The organism is Billgrantia bachuensis, assembly GCF_011742165.1.
GTDB lineage: Bacteria > Pseudomonadota > Gammaproteobacteria > Pseudomonadales > Halomonadaceae > Halomonas > Halomonas bachuensis.
On record NZ_JAAQTO010000050.1, the window covers coordinates 87472 to 104775 of the forward strand.

17 protein-coding genes are annotated in these 17304 nt (G+C 62.9%); 5 read left to right on the top strand and 12 right to left on the bottom strand.

The window, feature by feature from the left end; genetic code table 11:
* Positions 1 to 24: 24 nt before the first annotated feature.
* Both HBJ55_RS17835 and HBJ55_RS17840 read right to left on the bottom strand, forming a co-directional pair.
* Positions 25 to 507 (bottom strand): cupin domain-containing protein, encoded by a 483-nt coding sequence (locus tag HBJ55_RS17835; RefSeq protein ID WP_167118136.1) that lies wholly within the window; start codon positions 505 to 507, stop codon positions 25 to 27.
* A gap of 48 nt (positions 508 to 555) precedes the next feature.
* Entirely contained in the window at positions 556 to 1347 is a 792-nt protein-coding gene (locus tag HBJ55_RS17840; RefSeq protein WP_167118140.1) for a methyltransferase domain-containing protein, read from the bottom strand.
* Positions 1348 to 1596: 249 nt separating this feature from the next.
* Here HBJ55_RS17840 and HBJ55_RS17845 point away from each other — a divergent pair, with 249 nt between their 5' ends.
* Genes HBJ55_RS17845 through HBJ55_RS17855 form a run of 3 tightly spaced genes read left to right on the top strand, consistent with a single transcriptional unit; the run spans position 1597 to position 3711 of the window.
* Complete coding sequence (locus HBJ55_RS17845; protein ID WP_206022743.1) at positions 1597 to 2220, top strand: sigma-70 family RNA polymerase sigma factor; 624 nt, start codon at positions 1597 to 1599, stop codon at positions 2218 to 2220.
* A complete protein-coding gene (locus HBJ55_RS17850; protein ID WP_167118143.1) occupies positions 2217 to 2474 on the top strand; it encodes an anti-sigma factor family protein in 258 nt (85 codons plus the stop codon). The genes HBJ55_RS17845 and HBJ55_RS17850 overlap by 4 nt, the downstream gene beginning before the upstream one ends.
* A 19-nt stretch (positions 2475 to 2493) precedes the next feature.
* Positions 2494 to 3711, top strand: coding sequence for a MerC family mercury resistance protein (locus HBJ55_RS17855; protein ID WP_167118146.1), 1218 nt, complete (start codon positions 2494 to 2496; stop codon positions 3709 to 3711).
* Positions 3712 to 4090: 379 nt separating this feature from the next.
* Here the strand turns inward: HBJ55_RS17855 and HBJ55_RS17860 are convergent, their stop codons facing one another.
* The 7 genes from HBJ55_RS17860 to HBJ55_RS17885 form a co-directional block, all read right to left on the bottom strand.
* A complete protein-coding gene (locus HBJ55_RS17860) occupies positions 4091 to 4999 on the bottom strand; it encodes an NAD(P)/FAD-dependent oxidoreductase (RefSeq protein WP_167118149.1) in 909 nt (302 codons plus the stop codon).
* A 175-nt stretch (positions 5000 to 5174) separates the two neighbouring features.
* Positions 5175 to 6695 carry an acetaldehyde dehydrogenase ExaC gene (exaC, locus tag HBJ55_RS17865; protein ID WP_167118152.1) on the bottom strand — a complete coding sequence of 507 codons (1521 nt, stop codon included), beginning with the start codon at positions 6693 to 6695 and terminating at the stop codon, positions 5175 to 5177.
* 271 nt (positions 6696 to 6966) lie between these two features.
* Positions 6967 to 7101, bottom strand: coding sequence for a hypothetical protein (locus HBJ55_RS22600; protein ID WP_277345717.1), 135 nt, complete (start codon positions 7099 to 7101; stop codon positions 6967 to 6969).
* A 71-nt stretch (positions 7102 to 7172) separates the two neighbouring features.
* The gene (gene pqqA, locus HBJ55_RS17870; RefSeq protein WP_167118227.1) at positions 7173 to 7244 is read right to left on the bottom strand and encodes a pyrroloquinoline quinone precursor peptide PqqA; all 72 of its coding nucleotides are present in this window, start codon (positions 7242 to 7244) and stop codon (positions 7173 to 7175) included.
* 187 nt (positions 7245 to 7431) lie between these two features.
* Complete coding sequence (locus HBJ55_RS17875; protein WP_167118155.1) at positions 7432 to 9615, bottom strand: ATP-binding protein; 2184 nt, start codon at positions 9613 to 9615, stop codon at positions 7432 to 7434.
* Positions 9616 to 9648: 33 nt separating this feature from the next.
* Positions 9649 to 10098, bottom strand: coding sequence for a putative pterin-binding protein (locus HBJ55_RS17880; protein WP_240936180.1), 450 nt, complete (start codon positions 10096 to 10098; stop codon positions 9649 to 9651).
* 192 nt (positions 10099 to 10290) lie between these two features.
* Positions 10291 to 11103, bottom strand: a complete 813-nt coding sequence (locus tag HBJ55_RS17885) for a DUF2189 domain-containing protein (protein ID WP_167118161.1) — start codon at positions 11101 to 11103, stop codon at positions 10291 to 10293.
* A gap of 263 nt (positions 11104 to 11366) precedes the next feature.
* Between HBJ55_RS17885 and HBJ55_RS17890 the strand changes: the two genes are divergently transcribed.
* Both HBJ55_RS17890 and HBJ55_RS17895 read left to right on the top strand, forming a co-directional pair.
* Positions 11367 to 11741: a c-type cytochrome gene (locus HBJ55_RS17890; protein ID WP_167118164.1), complete on the top strand. Its 375-nt coding sequence runs from the start codon at positions 11367 to 11369 to the stop codon at positions 11739 to 11741.
* 8 nt (positions 11742 to 11749) lie between these two features.
* Entirely contained in the window at positions 11750 to 13066 is a 1317-nt protein-coding gene (locus HBJ55_RS17895; protein ID WP_167118167.1) for an NAD(P)/FAD-dependent oxidoreductase, read from the top strand.
* 14 nt (positions 13067 to 13080) lie between these two features.
* Here HBJ55_RS17895 and HBJ55_RS17900 read toward each other — a convergent pair whose 3' ends face one another.
* The 3 genes from HBJ55_RS17900 to HBJ55_RS17910 form a co-directional block, all read right to left on the bottom strand.
* Positions 13081 to 13509, bottom strand: coding sequence for a universal stress protein (locus HBJ55_RS17900; RefSeq protein WP_167118170.1), 429 nt, complete (start codon positions 13507 to 13509; stop codon positions 13081 to 13083).
* A 12-nt stretch (positions 13510 to 13521) separates the two neighbouring features.
* The gene (locus tag HBJ55_RS17905) at positions 13522 to 16119 is read right to left on the bottom strand and encodes a TRAP transporter permease (RefSeq protein ID WP_167118173.1); all 2598 of its coding nucleotides are present in this window, start codon (positions 16117 to 16119) and stop codon (positions 13522 to 13524) included.
* 152 nt (positions 16120 to 16271) lie between these two features.
* The gene (locus HBJ55_RS17910) at positions 16272 to 17252 is read right to left on the bottom strand and encodes a TAXI family TRAP transporter solute-binding subunit (RefSeq protein ID WP_167118176.1); all 981 of its coding nucleotides are present in this window, start codon (positions 17250 to 17252) and stop codon (positions 16272 to 16274) included.
* Positions 17253 to 17304: the final 52 nt, after the last annotated feature.

Genomic DNA, 17304 nt, shown 5'->3' on the forward strand with positions numbered 1-17304 from the left:
GGCTTGTCGCCGCGCGGCCCGGGTTCACTGGCGCGGATCGTCGTTGGGATCAATGTACTCGATGCCCCATGGTCCGGTGCCGTGCAATTGGATGACAGTCTCCCCTTCGGCGTAGCCGAACATGGCGTCGCCCGGCGACATGATGGCGTAACCACCCACCGGTAGGGCCTGGGTCGCCTCGCGATCGAAGTCCTCGCCGTGAGCGAAATGCAGGGTGCCCTCGAGTACCGTCACCCGCTCGTAGGCGGGATGCACGTGAGGCTTGATCTCGTAGCCGTCCTCCATCCGTAGGCGGAAGGTGAAAGGCGCTTCAGCCGAGAGATCCCCCTCGATGACGGCGATCTCGGCGCCTTCGCCCATAGAACCGACCGGCCCCCAACTGAGTTCGTCGGGAGTACCCAGCAGGTGCCCGTTGCCATGATAGGTTTCTGCCCAGAGTCCGCCGGATGCGACGGCCAGTGCCAGGGCAAGGAGGGTAGCGTTCAGGGTGGCTGGTTGGAGTTTCATGCTAACTCTTCCTTCGTTGAGATTGTGGTAAAGCTGACCATGCAGCGCTCAGCGCTTGACGGCGAGTAGCGAGATACTCTTTACCCCGTAGGTGGCGCTGGCGCCCTGGGCCGAGTCGGTCAGGAAGCGGTATTCAGGGTGTTCGCGCCAGGTCTCGATGACGAGTCCGGCCGACTCGATGGCTGCACGATAGTCGTCCTGCTGCAACGCACCGCCGATGCAGGCGGCCCACAGGGTGGCGTTGCAGGAAACGCTCTCCGGCAGTGGCTTCTCGGTGACGATATCGGCCAGCGCCAGGCGCCCACCGGGCCGCAGCACTCGCGCCGCCTCGGCGAAGACCTTCGGCTTGTCGGCCGAGAGGTTGATCACGCCATTGCTGATCACCACGTCGACACTGCCATTGGCGAACGGCGGCGCTTCGATGTAACCAGCATGGAAAGTGACTTGGCCGAAAACCGCCTCACGTGCCAGCCGCTCGGCCTTCTCACGCTGGGCCGCGGTCATGTCGAGCCCCAGCACCTGGCCGCCGGACCCCGTCGCCAGGGCTGCCAGCAGGCTATCCATGCCGGAACCGCTGCCCAGGTCGAGCACCGTCTCGCCAGGCCGGATGGCGGCCAGATCGAGAAAATGACCGACGCCGGCGAAGGAGTCGATGGCGGCGGCCGGTATGCGATCCAGGGCGCGGGGGTCGTAGCCCAGCCGCTCGGCCAGGGCGCGGCCCATCTCGAAGTGGAACTCAGCGTGTGGCGCTTCGGCCACCTCGTGATACATCGACTTGACGCGTGCTTCGAGCTCCTGCTTGTCCACCCCAGCGGTGGCAGGCTTTGCCGTGATTGTCATTGTCTCTCTCCTCTTGGCTGCTCACGACGACACCGAACGGTGCCGTGTGCGCCAGGACGCGACTCTCTGCAAAAGGGTTCCCGACGGGAACCGAAAGCGTCGATGCTGCGTCCCTGCCATACCCAGCCACTTGCCCAGCGAAAGCGAGCGGACCATGCTCGAAGAGGTGTTGCCATGTCGTTGGCAGGTTCACTAGATCATCCACGGCCGCAGCCACACGTCCATTACCGGGACGCCACGGGGGCCAACATGCGTTTCGACGAAGCCGCCAGCCGGCGGGAGTGGTTCGAGCAGCGCCTGGCACCGCTGATGGACCGTCTCTATGGCACGGCGCTACGGCTCACCCGCAACCCCGCCGACGCCGAAGACATCGTGGCCGAGGCAGTGACCAAGGCCTGGACGCAGCTCGACCGGCTACGTGATGCCCAATGCTTCGAAGGCTGGCTGTTTCATATCCTCACCAACACTTTCGTCAGCGAGTGGCGCCGGCGGCGCTGCCGCCCACAGCCGGGCGGAGATGACGCCACCGAGCCCAGCGAGCTCGACAGCGCCAGCTTCACGCTGTTCCAGCAGCTGCACCAGCCTTTCCTGTTGTGGTGGGGCAGCCTGGAGGACCAGTTCTTCAATGGCCTGCTGCAGGAGGATCTGGAGCGGGCTCTGGATGCCCTTCCCGATGCCTACCGAGTGACGATTGTGCTGGTCGAGGTGCAGGGTTATACGTATGAAGAAGTCGCGAGACTGCTCGGCGTTCCGCTGGGCACCGTGCGCTCGCGATTGAACCGGGCGCGCTGCCGATTGCAGAAGGCGCTCTGGGAGCATGCCAGGGAGGCAGGCATGGTATACCACGAGGGAGACGGAGGAACGCAAAGATGAGCCCGAGAGCATTGAGCTGCGAGGAGGTCATCGAGCGGCTCTTCGACTACCTCGACCGGGAGCTCGACCCGCAGCAAGCCGCCGACATCGAATGGCACCTGCAGCGGTGCCACGACTGCTTTACGCGCGCCGAGTTCGAGCGACGATTACGGGACAGGGTGGCGGCCACCGGCACGGTGAAGGCTCCGCCCCGACTCCAGCAGCGCATTCGAACCCTGCTCGACCGCTTCGACGAGTCAGGTACCCGCCAATGACCCGAGAGGAGAGCGCCTCATGGTAGCCATTCTCGGTTACTCCCGCCCGCAGATCCTTGCAGCGGTTCAGCAGATGTACACTGTCGTGGCGAACGCCCCCGCCTCACTTTTTCACTTCCCCGTCGGCGCCGAGGCCAGCCGCCGCCTGGGCTATCCCCCCGAGCAGCTCGCGCAGCTGCCGGCCGAGGTGCGCGATGCCTTCGCCGGCGTCGGCTATCCCTTTCGCGCCGGAGCCATCCGCCGCGGCGACCGGGTCCTCGACATCGGCGCCGGGGCCGGCAACGACGCCCTGATCGCGTGCCAGTTGGTCGGCCCCCAAGGACAGGTCATCGCTCTCGACCTGACTGCGGCCATGACGCGTCGGCTCCGGCAGGCCAGCCAACGCCACGCCATCGATCGGCTCGGCGTGGTACAGGGCTCCGCCGAGCAACTGCCGCTGCCCGATGCCAGCATCGACTGCATCAGCAGCAACGGCGCCCTCAACCTGGTACCGGACAAGCGCCGCGCCGTGGCCGAGATGTTCCGTGTGCTCAAGCCCCACGGGCGCGTGCAGCTGGCCGATGTGGTAATCCACCGCCCGGTGTCGGTGGATTGTCACGAGGACCCACGCCTGTGGGTCGAGTGCGTGGTAGGGGCCACGGTGAAGGAGGAGCTGATCGCGCTATTCGAGGAGGCCGGTTTCGAGGAGATCAGCGTGTTAGGCAGCCACGACTATTTCGCCCTGAGCCCCAGCGCCCAGACCCGCGAGGTCGCCGCCGGCTTCGGCGCGCATTCGGTCGAGATCGGCATGCGTCGCGGCGGCACCGCCCCCAACTGGTTGCAGCGCTGGTGCCGACGCCTCGATCCACGGCGCTGGCTGCGGCTGTGGTATCGCCGCGGCCTGCTCGGCATGCTGGCCTTCCTGCTGGCCCTGCTGAGCTGCTATGGCACCCTGGCAATGGTTGCGCTGTTGCCTCTGCTGGGCGTTCACCTGGTGCTGGACGAGGGGCTCTGGGCCGGCGCCATCACTGGCTTCGTGCTGGTCACCCTGGTGGCCGTGGCCAGCGGCATACGACGATATCGTGCCTATTTGCCCACCCTGCTGGCAGCGGGAGGCAGCGCACTGGTGCTGTATGCCCTGTTCATCGACTACCAGGTACTGGTGGAGTTAACCGGTTTCCTGCTGCTGCTGGCGGGTGCAGCCTGGGATTTCGTGCTGCGCCGTCGACATGAGGCGAGCCTCCTAGGCCTAGCATGAGCGGCCATGGCGTTCGCCTCGGCATGGCTCAACGCTTGAAAACGGCCATTTGCGTCGGTCGTCCCAGCTCGGGATGCCATTCGCCGAGGCCCGAGAGTGAGCACTTTATAAGGTTCCGTATAGAGCCACACACCAGCGTGAGCCGTTCGCGCTGAGCGGATGGCAGCCGCTCCAGGCGCAGCTTCGCCTGCGCAAGCAGTACCCACAGAAAGCTCCAGCCTCGCCACCTCGTCGAACTGGGGCTCACGCAGCAGGAACTGCAGCAAGCCGCCCGAGCCACAGCCGAGATCCATCACCCGGCGCGCTCCGCTGCTCTTGAGTAGGGCCGCCGCGTGCTGCAGCCGCTCCTGATGAAGGTCATGTTCCTCCCACTCCATGTCTAACGTCGATTCTGAAGCCGATTGTGGATGGCGGTGGCAGCAATCGAAGCCTGGCCGGTGGCTACCGTGATCTGACTCAAATGGTTGGTCATGTCGCCCGCGGCATATAGCCCTTCGATACCCGTCTGCATATGGGGATTCACCACCAGATACCCATGAGGGTTCCGCAAGGCGCCCAGGTTCGTACCGAGATCGCTGCGTACCTGGGTGCCTAGGGCGCAGTAAAGCGCGTCGAAGGAATACTCGCTGCCGTCGCTCATGCGTAACTGGATGCCCTGGCTTGCGTCGGCATACATGTCGCCCACCTCCCCCTGCATCAGGGCAATTTTCTCGCGCTCCAGACGTTCCGTCGAGGCAACATCCAGATAAGCGCCACCCTCGAAGTCAATCAGCGTCAGATCGGCGCTGAATCGCTTGATGAACACGGCCTCGTCAACGCCATGGGCATCCCGGGCGATGATACCGATGCGCTCTTTCGTGAATTCGAAACCATCGCAAATGGGACAGTAGCGGATCAAGCCTTTCTCTTTCACTTCCTGAAAGCCTTTCAACTCCGGTTCGATGTCGACGACACCACTAGCTAGCAGTACCGTCCGGGATCGGATGACCTCGGTTTCGGTCGTTACGTCGAACATGCCGTCTGCGGTGCGTTCCAGACGCACTACCCGACCTGGCGTCACGTGCCCGCCATTGACCTTGAGTTGAGCCCGGAGTCGCTCCAGCAGGGCGTTGCCGCTGATGCCTTCGCCGAAACCGGGATAATTGAACGTGCGGGGAATCAACTCAGCGCGGCTTCTCTCCTCATCAATGATGCGAATGTCGCGCAGGAAGCGTTGAAGATTGATACCGGCAGCCAGCCCGGCGGGACCTGCGCCGACGACCACGCAGTCGATCACCTTCTCTTCCATGTCGGTCTCCTTGTATACGACGAATCCGGTGTCGTTAAAGGGAGCCTAGAAGTTTTCTTAGAAAAGAGGGGGAAAAAGCACAGTCAATCCGGCCTCTAGTCTTGCGCGGGATATGTCTTCTGGCAGTGGGGAACAGCAAGAGGCTGCCCGCCCCAGCGGAGCGGGCGGCCTGGGCTCAGAAGAAGCCGAGCGGGTTGATATCGTAGCTGACCAGCAAGTTCTTGGTCTGCTGGTAGTGCTCGAGCGCCACCTTGTGGGTTTCGCGGCCGACGCCGGACTTCTTGTAGCCACCGAAGGCGGCATGCGCCGGGTACTGGTGGTAGCAGTTGGTCCAGACGCGGCCGGCCTGGATACCGCGTCCCATGCGGAAGGCGACGTTGATGTCGCGGCTCCATACGCCGGCGCCGAGGCCGAACTCGGTGTCGTTGGCGATGGCCAGCGCCTCTTCCTCGTCCTTGAAGGTGGTCACCGCCACCACCGGGCCGAAGATCTCCTCCTGGAACACGCGCATCTTGTTGTTGCCCTTGAGCAGCGTCGGCTGGATGTAGTAGCCCTTGTCGTAGGCAGGATCGAAGCTCTCCTTGTCGCCGCCGGTGATGAACTCGGCTCCCTCCTCGCGGGCGATGTCCATGTAGGACATGATCTTGTCGAACTGCTCCTGGGACGCCTGAGCGCCGACCTGGACGTCGGTATCGAGCGGGTTGCCGCGCTTGATCTGCCCCACCTTCTCCATGACCTTGGCCATGAAGGCGTCGTAGATGCTCTCCTGGATCAGCGCCCGCGACGGGCAGGTGCACACTTCACCCTGGTTGAAGAAGGCCAGCACCAGCCCTTCGGCCGCCTTCTCGATGAAGGCCGGCTCGGCATCCATGATGTCGGCGAAGTAGATGTTGGGCGACTTGCCGCCGAGCTCCACGGTGGAGGGGATGATGTTCTCGGCGGCACACTTGAGAATGTGCGACCCCACCGGGGTCGAGCCGGTGAAGGCGATCTTGGCGATGCGCTTGCTGGTGGCCAACGCCTGGCCGGCCTCGGCGCCGTAGCCGTTGACCACGTTGACCACGCCCGGCGGCAGCAGGTCGCCGACCAGCTTCATCAGTTCGAGGACCGAGGCCGGGGTCTGCTCGGCGGGCTTGAGCACCACGCAGTTGCCGGCAGCCAGCGCCGGGGCCAGCTTCCACACCGCCATCAGCAGCGGGAAGTTCCACGGGATGATCTGGCCCACCACGCCCAGCGGCTCGTGGAAGTGATAGGAGACGGTATTGGCGTCGATGTCGGCGGCGGTGCCCTCTTGGGCGCGGATGCAACCGGCGAAGTAGCGGAAGTGGTCGACGGCCAGCGGAATGTCGGCGTTGATGGTTTCGCGCACCGCCTTGCCGTTGTCCCAGGTTTCGGCCACGGCCAGCATCTCCAGATTCTGTTCGATACGGTCGGCGATCTTGAGCAGGATGTTGCTGCGCTCGGCGGCAGAGGTCCTGCCCCAGGCGGGGGCAGCGGCGTGGGCGGCGTCCAGCGCCTTGTCGATGTCCTCGGCGGTGGAGCGGGGAATTTCGCAGAATACCTCGCCGTTGACCGGACTGACGTTGTCGAAGTACTGGCCCTTCACCGGGGGTACGAACTCACCGCCGATATAGTTGCCGTAGCGCGATTCGAAGGAAACGACGGAACCGGACTGACCGGGATTGGCGTAGATCATGATGCATGCTCCTGGGTTGCGTTGTTGTTGCTCAGCGGTGGCGGAAGGCAGCGATGGCTGCGGCTTTCACGGATCACCGATAGGCCGTGTGAGACATGGGCTCCCTCGGTTCTCTCATCTGGCTCGCCAGTGATGCCAGGTGGTGTTGGCCGGCCCCAGTACGCAGTGTAGATAACCTTGGGGTGAGTGCCTCATCCTCCCTTGGGCGGCATTGGGGAGGGTCTTTGGTCGTAAGCTGCCGGGCCCGTCCGGAAACCGGCAGACGAGCAGGCTACTTTGCTGCGTGCTCGCTCGGCAGCTTGAAGGTCCCGCCACGCCCTTGGCGCACCCCGCGGCAGTTGGCACAGTTGCAGTTCCACTGTGGAAACCCGCCCCCGGCGGCCGAGCCGAGTATCAGCACCTGCATGGCGTCTCCTCTCCCAGGGCTCGAACGAGGCCGTGCAGCCCCGTTCGCAGGGAAAGTTCCGGATAGGACGATCAGCGGTTGGCGATATAGAGGGTGACCTCGAAGCCGAGGCGCAGATCCTGGAAGCTGGGCTTGGTCCACATGGCATGTCTCCTGTTGGCATTGTGAGTGGCAACCGTGCCGTGGCGACGGTGCAGGCTCAGTAAAGCATTCGAGGAGTGGCCGGGGGGCTGTACTTTGGAGGGAGATTGACTCCTTCATTGGAGCTAACCGGGAAGTGGAGCTGTCGTTCTTGCTTGGCTGGGGCGCTCCGGGCCGCACCACCCTTGCCTAGCGTTCGTGCTGTCGTTCAGTGAGCCAGCTTTCCAGCGCCTCGAGCGTGGCGGGGATGCTGGCCAGCAAGGCCCTGAGTTCGACGGCTGCCTCCTCGCAATGCCCACCGCGCGCCAGTCGCTCCAGACGCTGGGCAATCTCGGCCAGCCGGCGCCCGCCCAGGCTGCCCGACTCGCCCTTGATGCGATGTGCCCCTTCTGCCAGCGCCACCATATCGCCCTGCTCCAGTGCCGCCTGCAGATTTTCGGCATGTTGCTGCAACTGCTCGCGATGCACGGCAAACAGTGTCGCGAGCGCGTCCGCGCCCAGCGTCTCCCGCAACTCGCCAAGCACGCCCTCTTCCACGATTTCGCGGCGTGGACTCTCCCCCTCCGGCAGGCCTGGTGCTACGGCCTGCGCCCTCCCCGGCAAGCCATGTCTCAGTGAGGTCGCCAATTCAGTGCGGCGCAGCGGCTTCACAAGATAATCGGTCATACCGGCTGCCAGGCATCGCTCGCGTTCGGCCCCCGGACCACCTGCGGTCATTGCCACGATAGGCACCCTGGCGCACCAGCCGCCAGTCTCCCGCAAGCGACGGGTGGTTTCCAAACCGTCCATGCCAGGCATTTGCACATCCATGAAGATCATATCGAAAGCTTCCCGGCCAGCCAGCGCCAGCGCTCTTTGCCCGCTGTCCACCACATTGACCTCGCAGCCGAGGCGCCCGAGCAGTGCCACCGCCACCTGCTGGTTCACCGGGTCGTCCTCGACCAGCAACACCCGGCCACCTACCGAAGGTTCCAGCCGTGTCGGCTCAGGCACTTCCGCTTCATGGTCGTCATGAGCCGGCTCCAGCGGCAGCTCTATCCAGAAGCAACTCCCCTGACCGGGCCGGCTATCCACACCGATGGAACCATCCATGGCTTCCGCCAGTCGCCGGCTGATGGCAAGCCCGAGTCCGGTGCCGCCATAGCGCCTTGCCGTCGAAGCGTCGCCTTGGCGAAAGGGCTCGAAGAGGCGGGCCAGCTTGTCCTCAGCGATACCCGGACCGGTATCGCAGACTGCCAGGTTCAATTGCCCCTGGGCATTCAGCGTTGCCTCGACGCGGACTTCGCCATGCTCGGTGAACTTGATGGCATTGGAGAGAAGATTGAGCAGTACCTGTCGCAGCCGGGTCGGATCTCCCATGAGCTGCTCGGGCAGGGCCGGCGACACCTGGGCTACCAGCTCCAGCCCCTTGTCCCGGGCGCGAGGCGCAAAGAGTTCGCAGGCATCCTCGATCAATGCCGCCAGGCGGAAGGTACGTCGCTCGAGTTCCAGCTTGCCCGATTCGATCTTGGAAAAGTCGAGAATGTCATTGATCAACTCCAGCAGACGAGCTGCGCTGACGTGAAGGGTGCGGGCATATTCGCGCGACTGAGTATCGATCGGCTGATCCAGGAGCAGATCGCTCATGCCGATGACCCCGTTGAGAGGTGTCCGGATCTCGTGGCTGACCGTGGCCAGGAATTCCGATTTCGACTGGCTGGCGGCCTCGGCTCGGCGAGCAGTGGTCTGGAGCTTGCGACTCAGTGCTTCCAGTGAACGACGCGCCTCGGCATTGTCACGCGCCTCACGTATCAAGAACACGATCACCATCAGAGCGGCCAGGCTCATGGCCAGGATCAGCGCCAACAGCAGGGCGTAGAGTGTCTGTAGCATCTCCCGTTCACGAGTCGCCGCTTCGGCAAGATGCCCGTTGAGAGCGACGATCAGCTGTTCGGTCAGTCCTCCCACCCGTTCCAGACGGTCGGACAAGACCCACCTTTCTTCCTCCCCCAGTTGCACGATCTCCTCGAGCAGGTGATCGATGTCATCCATGAGCACGACCAGGTCAGGCAGGAGCCGCTCGGCCAGGGGTATCTTGGCAAGCAGCTGATTGATGTCGCCACGCTGCAGCAGGTTGACGCGACTGTAGATCAGTTCGAAGCGCAATCGCAGCGACTCGAGTGAGCGCGCGTTCTCTGCCCTCAATGCCAAATCGCTACGCAGTTGGGTGATGTCCCGATCGAGCTTGTAGGCATGCCAAGTGGCGTCTCCGACCACGCTATGATGAAGCTGTTCCTGGCGCCAGGCGGCCAACCCCACCACCACCAGAGCGGCGGTGAAGAACACCAGCGCCGCCGCCGCCCCAAGCTTCAGTCGTAGCGGATAGCGCAGCATGCTGCGACACCTCGCGCCTGGTCTCGTGAAAGGTTACGGGACATGAATGCTGCCCACGTGCCACACCGAACGGTGGCGAACGGTTTCATTCAGCAGCTCGGGACGTTCGTCGAAGGGGTAGAGTACGAACATTGGCCCCAAGTCACGTACGGCAATCGGCTCTCCGTCACGTTCAAGAGCCAGGATGACGCCATGGTCATGAAAATCGGATACCGGAACCTCGGACTCGTACTCGTTCAGCGCCTGGATCCGTACATGCTCGCTCTGTGTACCGGCCACCTCCAGCAAGGCACTCAATAGCGGCCCTTCGAAGCGACCGACTCCCTCGGTCCAGGGAGTGCTCGTCTCGATCACTCCCTGAGGGAGCGACAGCAGCATCTCACGGTCTAGATGCAGCTCATCGCCTACGTTGGGGTGATCGATATCGCCCGTCACTCTGAGCAGCACGTCGCCTTCTGGAGGAGGTAGCTGATCGGCCATCATGGGCAACGAAGTGCCGAGAAGGAGAAGCAGACTGAAGGTAAGGACGGCGCGACATGGCCACAATGGAGACATCGAGAGGCTTCCGTGTTCGTTGCAAAGCCCCAAGCCTACGCGAATCTCGAGCCAAGTTCAGTTAGAGCGAACGAGATGCCGAGCGGCAGGGGGAAGAAGCCCCTGCCGCGACACCACTCTTCACACACTCACGTCCCTCTGTTCACAGCGCACCAGATCCTCGTAGGCGTGCCAGCTGGCATGCCCCAGCACCGGCAGAATCAGTGCCAGGCCGATGTAGAACGTCAGCACACCCACCAGTACGCAACAGGTCAGGATGACAGCCCACAGCAGCATTGGCCGGAAATTGCGTGAAACGGTGCGCAAGCTGGCCTCGATGCCTTCCATGAAGGTCAGGTCCTGGTCCATCAGGGTCGGAACGGCGACCACACTGATGGCAAAGGCACCAAATGCCAGTATGGCCCCCACGGCGGTGCCTACCGCAATCAGGCCGAGTCCGTCCGGAGTCGTCAATAGCGACGCGTAGAGCTCAGCTGCCCCCGGCGCCTCGAAACCGAAGAAGAGTGCGAACAGCAGCGTGGCCAGACGAATCCAGGCGAGAAAGAAGATCATCATCATCACGCCCATCATCGCCAGCTGACCTGCGTGCGGGCGCCAGGCGCCGAAGGCATCACCCAGATGCGGTGCGCGGCCTTCTTCGAGCGCGCGACTGATACCGTAGGAACCGACCGCTACCAACGGGCCCAGGAACATGAAGCCCGCCACCAGTGGCAAAAGCCAGTGCCACAAGTCGAGTACGATGGCGCCTGCCGTGATGGCGATACTCAAGCCGACCCAGAACATGCCGTAGGCGAGACTGACTGCCATTGCCTGACGGAAGTCCTCGAAGCCGGCCACCAGCCAGGCCTTGGGCCTGTCCATACCGATCGGGTTGATTGTGATCTTGACGTTGGGAGTGGAGGGCTGTCCGGCACTTCTTGTGGCTGCATTCATTGTCGTACCCCGTGTGGTCGCCATGAGAAGGACGATGCGAGCGTCTCTCCAGCCGGGAGGTCCGGATGACGTCTTGTTGTTCCTTACAAATCCTACTGTAGTTGACCGCGCACAAGACTGCCGCGCGAAGTTGTCAACGCAGCGAGCACTCTTCCCGCCGCGGTTCTCCCGGGCTAACGTGCGGGGACGCGACGACGAGATCGTCATGAACACACGCTTTGAGCGAGTGGTCCAACCGAGGAATGCAACCAGGAAACCTGCCGATGAAACGGATTCTTCACATGGCGGCCTCGGCACTGCTCGGTGCGCTGCCGCTCTCGGGAGTCGCCCTTCAATGCCTTGCCGAGGATACCTTCTCCTCCGAACAGACGGCCCTCATGGCCGGCTCCTGCGCCAACTGCCACGGCACTGACGGACGCCTGGTGGGTAGTGTACCGACCATCGCCGGAAGACCCGCCGCCGTTCTGGAAGCGCGACTGCTCGCGTTCAAGCGCGACGAGGTCGGCGATGCCACTATCATGGATCGTATCGCCAAGGGCTTCACCGACGCAGAGCTCGCCGCCCTCGCTAGCCATTTTTCCGCCATCGACCCGCAAGCCGACGATGCTACGGACACAGAGCAAGAACCGCAGGAGTAGAAGCGCGCATGACGAAGCACTTTCAACGTTCCGCTCTCGATCGTAGACAATTGCTCAAGGGTCTGGGAGCCGCCTCGCTGCTGCCGCTGATCGGTGGCGTCACACCCTTCACCATCGGCAGCCAGCATGCCGGTCAGGTCGTCGTCGTGGGAGGCGGCTTCGGTGGCGCCACGGCGGCCAGGTATCTCAAGCGAGCCAACCCGGCGATCGAGGTGATCCTGATCGAGCCGGCCGAAATCTTCTACACAGGCCCTTTCAGCAATTTGCACTTGGCAGGACTGCGCAGCATGGATGCCATATCGCAGGGCTATGATGCCTTGCAGGATCGCCACGGAGTGCGCGTCATCCACGCCAGAGTGGAAGACGTCGATGCCGCTGCCCATACGGTGCGACTCTCCACCGGGCGCGAGCTGGATTACGATCGACTGATTCTCTCCCCTGGGATAGACATTCGCTGGAATGCATTGGAAGGCTACGATGAAGAAGCGGCCGACAAGGCTCCCCATGCCTGGAAGGCCGGTGCGCAGACCGAGCTGCTGCGTTCCCAGCTGCTGGGCATGGAAGACGGCGGCAGCTTCGTCCTGGTCGCCCCTGCCAACCCCTTCCGCTGCCCGTCCGCTCCTTACGAGCGCGCCAGCCTGGTGGCCAATTTCCTGACTCAGTACAAGCCGAAATCCAAGGTGCTGATTCTCGACGCCAAGGACAGCTTCTCCAAGCAGGCGCTGTTCATGGAGGGCTGGGAGCAGCTCTATGGCGATCGCATCGAGTGGGTGGGGCTTTCCGGCGACGGCCGCGTGACACGGGTCGACGCCGACCGGCTGGAAGTCGAGACCGAGTCGGGTATCGTCCATCAGGCCGACGTGCTCAATGTCATACCGCCGCAAAAGGCCGGCTCGATCGCCGAGCGCGCAGGCGTGACCGACGACTCCGGCTGGGTACCGGTCAAGCCGGAAACCTTCGAGTCACAGCAGGTCGAAGATGTGTTCGTGATCGGAGACGCCGCCATCGCTGATCCGATGCCCAAGTCGGGCTTCTGTGCCAGCGCCCAGGCCAAGGTCGTGGCGGCGGCCATAGCCGCCTCACTGGAGTCGCGCCCGGCTCCGGAAGCTTACTGGACCAGTGCCAGCTACAGCCTGGTTGGTCCCGCTTACGGTATCTCCGAAGCCGGCGTCTATCGCATCCAGGACGGCAACATTGCCGAGGTCGAGGGAGCCGGCGGCCTGAGTCCGCTGGACGCCCCCGAGGCCACCCGCGCCCTGGAAGCCGAGTACGCCGTCGGCTGGTACAACGCGATCTGCCAGGATACCTGGGGTACGCAGCCCTGATACCCTGGCGCCTCTCAGCGCACGATCATCACCGACATCTTGGAGTGGTGCACCACATGCTCGGCGTTGGGCCCCAGCACGTAGTCGGCGAACTTGCGCTTGTTATGCGAGGCCATCACGATCAGGTCGACCCCGAGCTTCTTGGCCGCCTTGACGATCGCCTCCCACGGCGAGCCGTCGACGATCACCGACTGTACCTGAATGTCATCGGGCACGTGATCCTCGATGAACCGGTGCTGGGCCTTGGACAAGGCCTCATGGGCCTTTTCCGCGAAGTCGCTCGGGAAGTAGGAGCCGACCAGTGGCATGTGATAATCCGGCAGCACCGTCACCACATGCAACGAGGCCCCGAAAGTGCGGCACAGGGTCAGCGCCGTGGGGAGCGCCTTGGCCCAGGAGGACTCCTCGTTGAGGTCCACCGGTAGCAGAATCTTGTTGTACATCTTTCCCCCTCCTCAAGCGGCTTGGGCAGTCGACGGCCGCTGGTGACGACGTCGACGCTGCAGCAGCACCACCAGGCCGAAAGCCAGGAAGCCCGGCACCCACATCCACTCCTTGGCCCAGCGATCCACCGGGGCCAGCACCTCGACGATCTCCTGGTCGAAGTCGAAACCGAGATCCGCCGCCGTACTGCCGAACTCGACCATGTCGACGAGGGTCCGATCGTCTTCTGTCCACAGCTCCATGCCGAGGCGCTCCATGCGCTCCTCAGCCGTATCGCCACGCGGCACCGGTACCAAGATGTAGGTTGTCATGGCATCGCCGAAGGCATCTTCCCCGGCGATCTGCACGCGCAGTTGGCTGCCATCGTCTACTGCCATCAATGCCTGGGCGAATTCAGCCGGCGGGATCGACTCGTAGGGGTCGTGAATGCGATCCATCCAATACCCCGGGCGGAACAGGGTGAAAGCGACGAGCAGCAGCAGGATCGACTCGTACCAGCGATTGCGCACCAGGAAGTAGCCCTGGGTACCCGCGGCAAAGATCAACATGGCGATAGTGGAGATGGTGAATATCACGACCCCCTGGAGCCACCCTACGTCGATCAACAACAAGTCGGTATTGAAGATGAACAGGAACGGCAGCGCAGCAGTCCGCAGGCTGTAGTAGAAGGCCTGGAAGCCGGTACGCAGCGGGTCGCCGCCGGAGACCGCCGCCGCCGCGAATGATGCCAGCCCCACCGGTGGCGTCACGTCGGCCATGATGCCGAAGTAGAACACGAACAGGTGCACCGCGATCAACGGTACGATCAGGCCATTCTGCTGGCCCAGCAACACGATGACAGGCGCCATCAATGCCGATACCACGATGTAGTTGGCGGTAGTAGGCAGGCCCATGCCGAGGATCAAGCTGAGCAGCGCAGTGAGCAGCAGGATCAGCATCAGGTTGCCCATGGCCAGGATCTCGACCACATCGGCCAGTACCAGGCCTACGCCGGTCTGTGAAACCGCCCCCACCACGATACCTGCCGTGGCAGTGGCGATACCGATGCCGATCATGTTGCGGGCCCCAGCCACCAGGCCTAACCACAAGTCGAGAAAGCCCTCCTTGATATCGGCTGCCAACCGGCTACGGCCGCGGAAAAAGGCAGTGATGGGACGCTGAGTGATCATGATGAAAATCATGAGCACAGTAGCCCAGAAGGCCGAAAGCCCCGGAGAAAGACGCTCCACCATCAGGCACCAGACCAGCACGACCACCGGCAAGATATAGTGCAGCCCAACCATTACCGTGGGCCGGGTCTGCGGAAGAGTGATCACAGGGGAGTTGGGATCGTCGAGCTCGAGCTCCGGGTAGTTCGAGCCAAGCCTGAGCAGGCCCACATAGACCGCAGCAAGCACCGCGCCGACCACCCAGGGCGTGGTATCGCCCAGTATCGGTTTGAGCCAACCGAGGCCATAGTAGACGGCGAACGAAAGTGTCATCAGCAGGATCAGCCCCGTCAGGAAGCCGATCGCCTTGTTGAGGAGAGGACGTACCGGATTGCTCGAGGGCAGGCCCTTCATATCGGCCTTGAGCGCCTCGAGATGCACGATATAGACCAGCGCGATATACGAAATCAGTGCCGGCAGGAAAGCATGCTTGATCACCTCGACATAAGAGATGCCTACGTACTCGACCATCAGGAAAGCCGCGGCCCCCATGACCGGCGGCATGATCTGGCCGTTTACCGAGGACGAAACCTCCACCGCGCCGGCCTTCTCGGACGAGAAGCCGACACGCTTCATCATGGGAATGGTGAAGGTACCCGTAGTGACGGTATTGGCGATGGAAGAACCGGAAATCAGGCCGGTCATGCCGGAGGCCACTACAGCGGCTTTAGCCGGCCCGCCCTTGTAATGACCGAGCAGTGAAAAGGCGACCTTGATGAAATAGTTGCCCGCACCGGCCTTGTCGAGCAAGGCGCCGAACAAAACGAACAGGAAGACGAAGCTGGTGGAGACACCCAGCGCGATGCCGAATACGCCCTGGGTAGTCAGCCACTGGTGATTGATCAGGCCGTACAGGCTGACTCCGCGGTGCGCCAGGATGCCCGGCATATAGGGACCGAACAGCGTATAGATGATGAACAGCGAAGCCACGATGGCCAGCGGCGGCCCCAGTGCCCGCCGGGTTGCCTCGAGCAGGACCAGGATACCCACCACACCCACGATCACGTCGCGCAGGATCGGCGATCCGGGCCGCTCGGCGAGTTCGGCATAGAACAGAAACATGTAGGCCGCACAGAAAGCGCCTACCAGTGCCAGCACCCAGTCCTGGATCGGTATGCGATCACGCGGCGAGCGCTTGAGCGCAGGATAGGCCATGAATGCCAGGAAAGTGGCGAAGGCCAGGTGAATCGAACGCGCCTCAGTGGCGTTGAATACACCCACGCGGAGCAGGAAAGGCAACGGCGAGGCAATCCAGAGCTGGAACAGCGACCAGGCAGCCGCTATGCCGACCAGCAGCTTTCCCGGGACACCCAGCGGCTTGCGTGCCCCACTGTCGCTCGAGGCAACCATGTCCTCGAGATCCACCTCGGGCTTTTGTGGATTCGTTTTTTCGTTAGTCATTACCGTCGTGCCCCACCATCGCTTCAGCTCTTGAAGGTTTGCCCGCTCTCATAGCCGGCTCACTCAAAAGTCTGTGGCCGGTCCAAACGGACGCGCGGACCCCTTGGGTCCGCGCATCTCACCAGAGGGATTACTTACCCCTCAACGCCACATCACTCGATCCAGCCACGCTCACGATAGTAGCGAGCGGCACCGTCATGCAGAGGTGCGGTCAGGCCGTCGGAGATCATGTCTTCTTCGTTGAGGTTTTCGAACGCCGGATGCAGACGCTTGAAGCGATCGAAATTCTCGAATACCGCCTTGACGGTCTCGTAGACGACTTCTTCGTCCGTGGCAGTGGAAGTTACGAAGGTTGCCGCTACGCCGAAGGTTTCGACATCCTCGTCATTGCCACGGTACAGGCCGCCGGGAATGACCGAGCGGGTGTAGTAGGGATGCTCCTCGACCAAGGCATCGATCTCCTCGCCGGTTACCGGGATGAGTCGAGCGTCGATGGTGGTGGTGGCTTCTTGGATGGAGCCGTTGGGATGGCCCACTACATAGACCATGGCGTCGATGTTGTTATCCGCCAAGGCCGCGGCCTGCTCGGCGGCGTCCAACTGGGAAGCCAGCGAGAAAGTATCGGTATCCCAGCCCATGGCTTCCATCACCACGTTCATGGTGTTGCGCTGGCCGGAGCCCGGGTTGCCGATGTTGACGCGCTTGCCGGGGAAGTCGGAGAAATGCTCGATGCCGGAGTCGGCGCGCGCCACCACGGTCAGCGGCTCGCCGTGCATGGTGAAGACGGCACGCATGTCCTCCCAGGCGCCATCGGACTCGAAGTTGTCCTCGCCATGGTAGGCGCGGTATTGGACATCGGACTGCACCACGCCCATGTCGAGCTCGCCGCTGCGCATACCGTTGACGTTGGCCACGGAGCCGCCGGTGGAAGGCGCATTACAGCGAATGTTGTGCTCGTCGCTGCCGCGATTCACCATACGACAGACCGACTGGCCCACCACGTAGTAAACACCCGTCTGGCCGCCGGTGCCGATGGTGATGAAGCGTTCCTGGGCCACAGCCGGTGTGGCGAACATGGCGGCGCCGAGGAGCGCTCCCGAGAAGGCTGCCGCGGAAAAAGCATGGCGTTTCATTAACACACCTCTTTGACGTTATTGGCTAGCTGTCATTACTGACGAGCAAGAT

What these genes read in the sequence shown, in the direction of transcription:
- HBJ55_RS17835 (WP_167118136.1), bottom strand. Translation starts at nt 507, where the DNA reads ATGAAACTCCAACCAGCCACCCTGAACGCTACCCTCCTTGCCCTGGCA.
- HBJ55_RS17840 (WP_167118140.1), bottom strand. Translation starts at nt 1,347, where the DNA reads ATGACAATCACGGCAAAGCCTGCCACCGCTGGGGTGGACAAGCAGGAG.
- HBJ55_RS17845 (WP_206022743.1), top strand. Translation starts at nt 1,597, where the DNA reads ATGCGTTTCGACGAAGCCGCCAGCCGGCGGGAGTGGTTCGAGCAGCGC.
- HBJ55_RS17850 (WP_167118143.1), top strand. Translation starts at nt 2,217, where the DNA reads ATGAGCCCGAGAGCATTGAGCTGCGAGGAGGTCATCGAGCGGCTCTTC.
- HBJ55_RS17855 (WP_167118146.1), top strand. Translation starts at nt 2,494, where the DNA reads ATGGTAGCCATTCTCGGTTACTCCCGCCCGCAGATCCTTGCAGCGGTT.
- HBJ55_RS17860 (WP_167118149.1), bottom strand. Translation starts at nt 4,999, where the DNA reads ATGGAAGAGAAGGTGATCGACTGCGTGGTCGTCGGCGCAGGTCCCGCC.
- exaC (WP_167118152.1), bottom strand. Translation starts at nt 6,695, where the DNA reads ATGATCTACGCCAATCCCGGTCAGTCCGGTTCCGTCGTTTCCTTCGAA.
- HBJ55_RS22600 (WP_277345717.1), bottom strand. Translation starts at nt 7,101, where the DNA reads ATGCAGGTGCTGATACTCGGCTCGGCCGCCGGGGGCGGGTTTCCACAG.
- HBJ55_RS17875 (WP_167118155.1), bottom strand. Translation starts at nt 9,615, where the DNA reads ATGCTGCGCTATCCGCTACGACTGAAGCTTGGGGCGGCGGCGGCGCTG.
- HBJ55_RS17880 (WP_240936180.1), bottom strand. Translation starts at nt 10,098, where the DNA reads ATGATGGCCGATCAGCTACCTCCTCCAGAAGGCGACGTGCTGCTCAGA.
- HBJ55_RS17885 (WP_167118161.1), bottom strand. Translation starts at nt 11,103, where the DNA reads ATGAATGCAGCCACAAGAAGTGCCGGACAGCCCTCCACTCCCAACGTC.
- HBJ55_RS17890 (WP_167118164.1), top strand. Translation starts at nt 11,367, where the DNA reads ATGAAACGGATTCTTCACATGGCGGCCTCGGCACTGCTCGGTGCGCTG.
- HBJ55_RS17895 (WP_167118167.1), top strand. Translation starts at nt 11,750, where the DNA reads ATGACGAAGCACTTTCAACGTTCCGCTCTCGATCGTAGACAATTGCTC.
- HBJ55_RS17900 (WP_167118170.1), bottom strand. Translation starts at nt 13,509, where the DNA reads ATGTACAACAAGATTCTGCTACCGGTGGACCTCAACGAGGAGTCCTCC.
- HBJ55_RS17905 (WP_167118173.1), bottom strand. Translation starts at nt 16,119, where the DNA reads ATGACTAACGAAAAAACGAATCCACAAAAGCCCGAGGTGGATCTCGAG.
- HBJ55_RS17910 (WP_167118176.1), bottom strand. Translation starts at nt 17,252, where the DNA reads ATGAAACGCCATGCTTTTTCCGCGGCAGCCTTCTCGGGAGCGCTCCTC.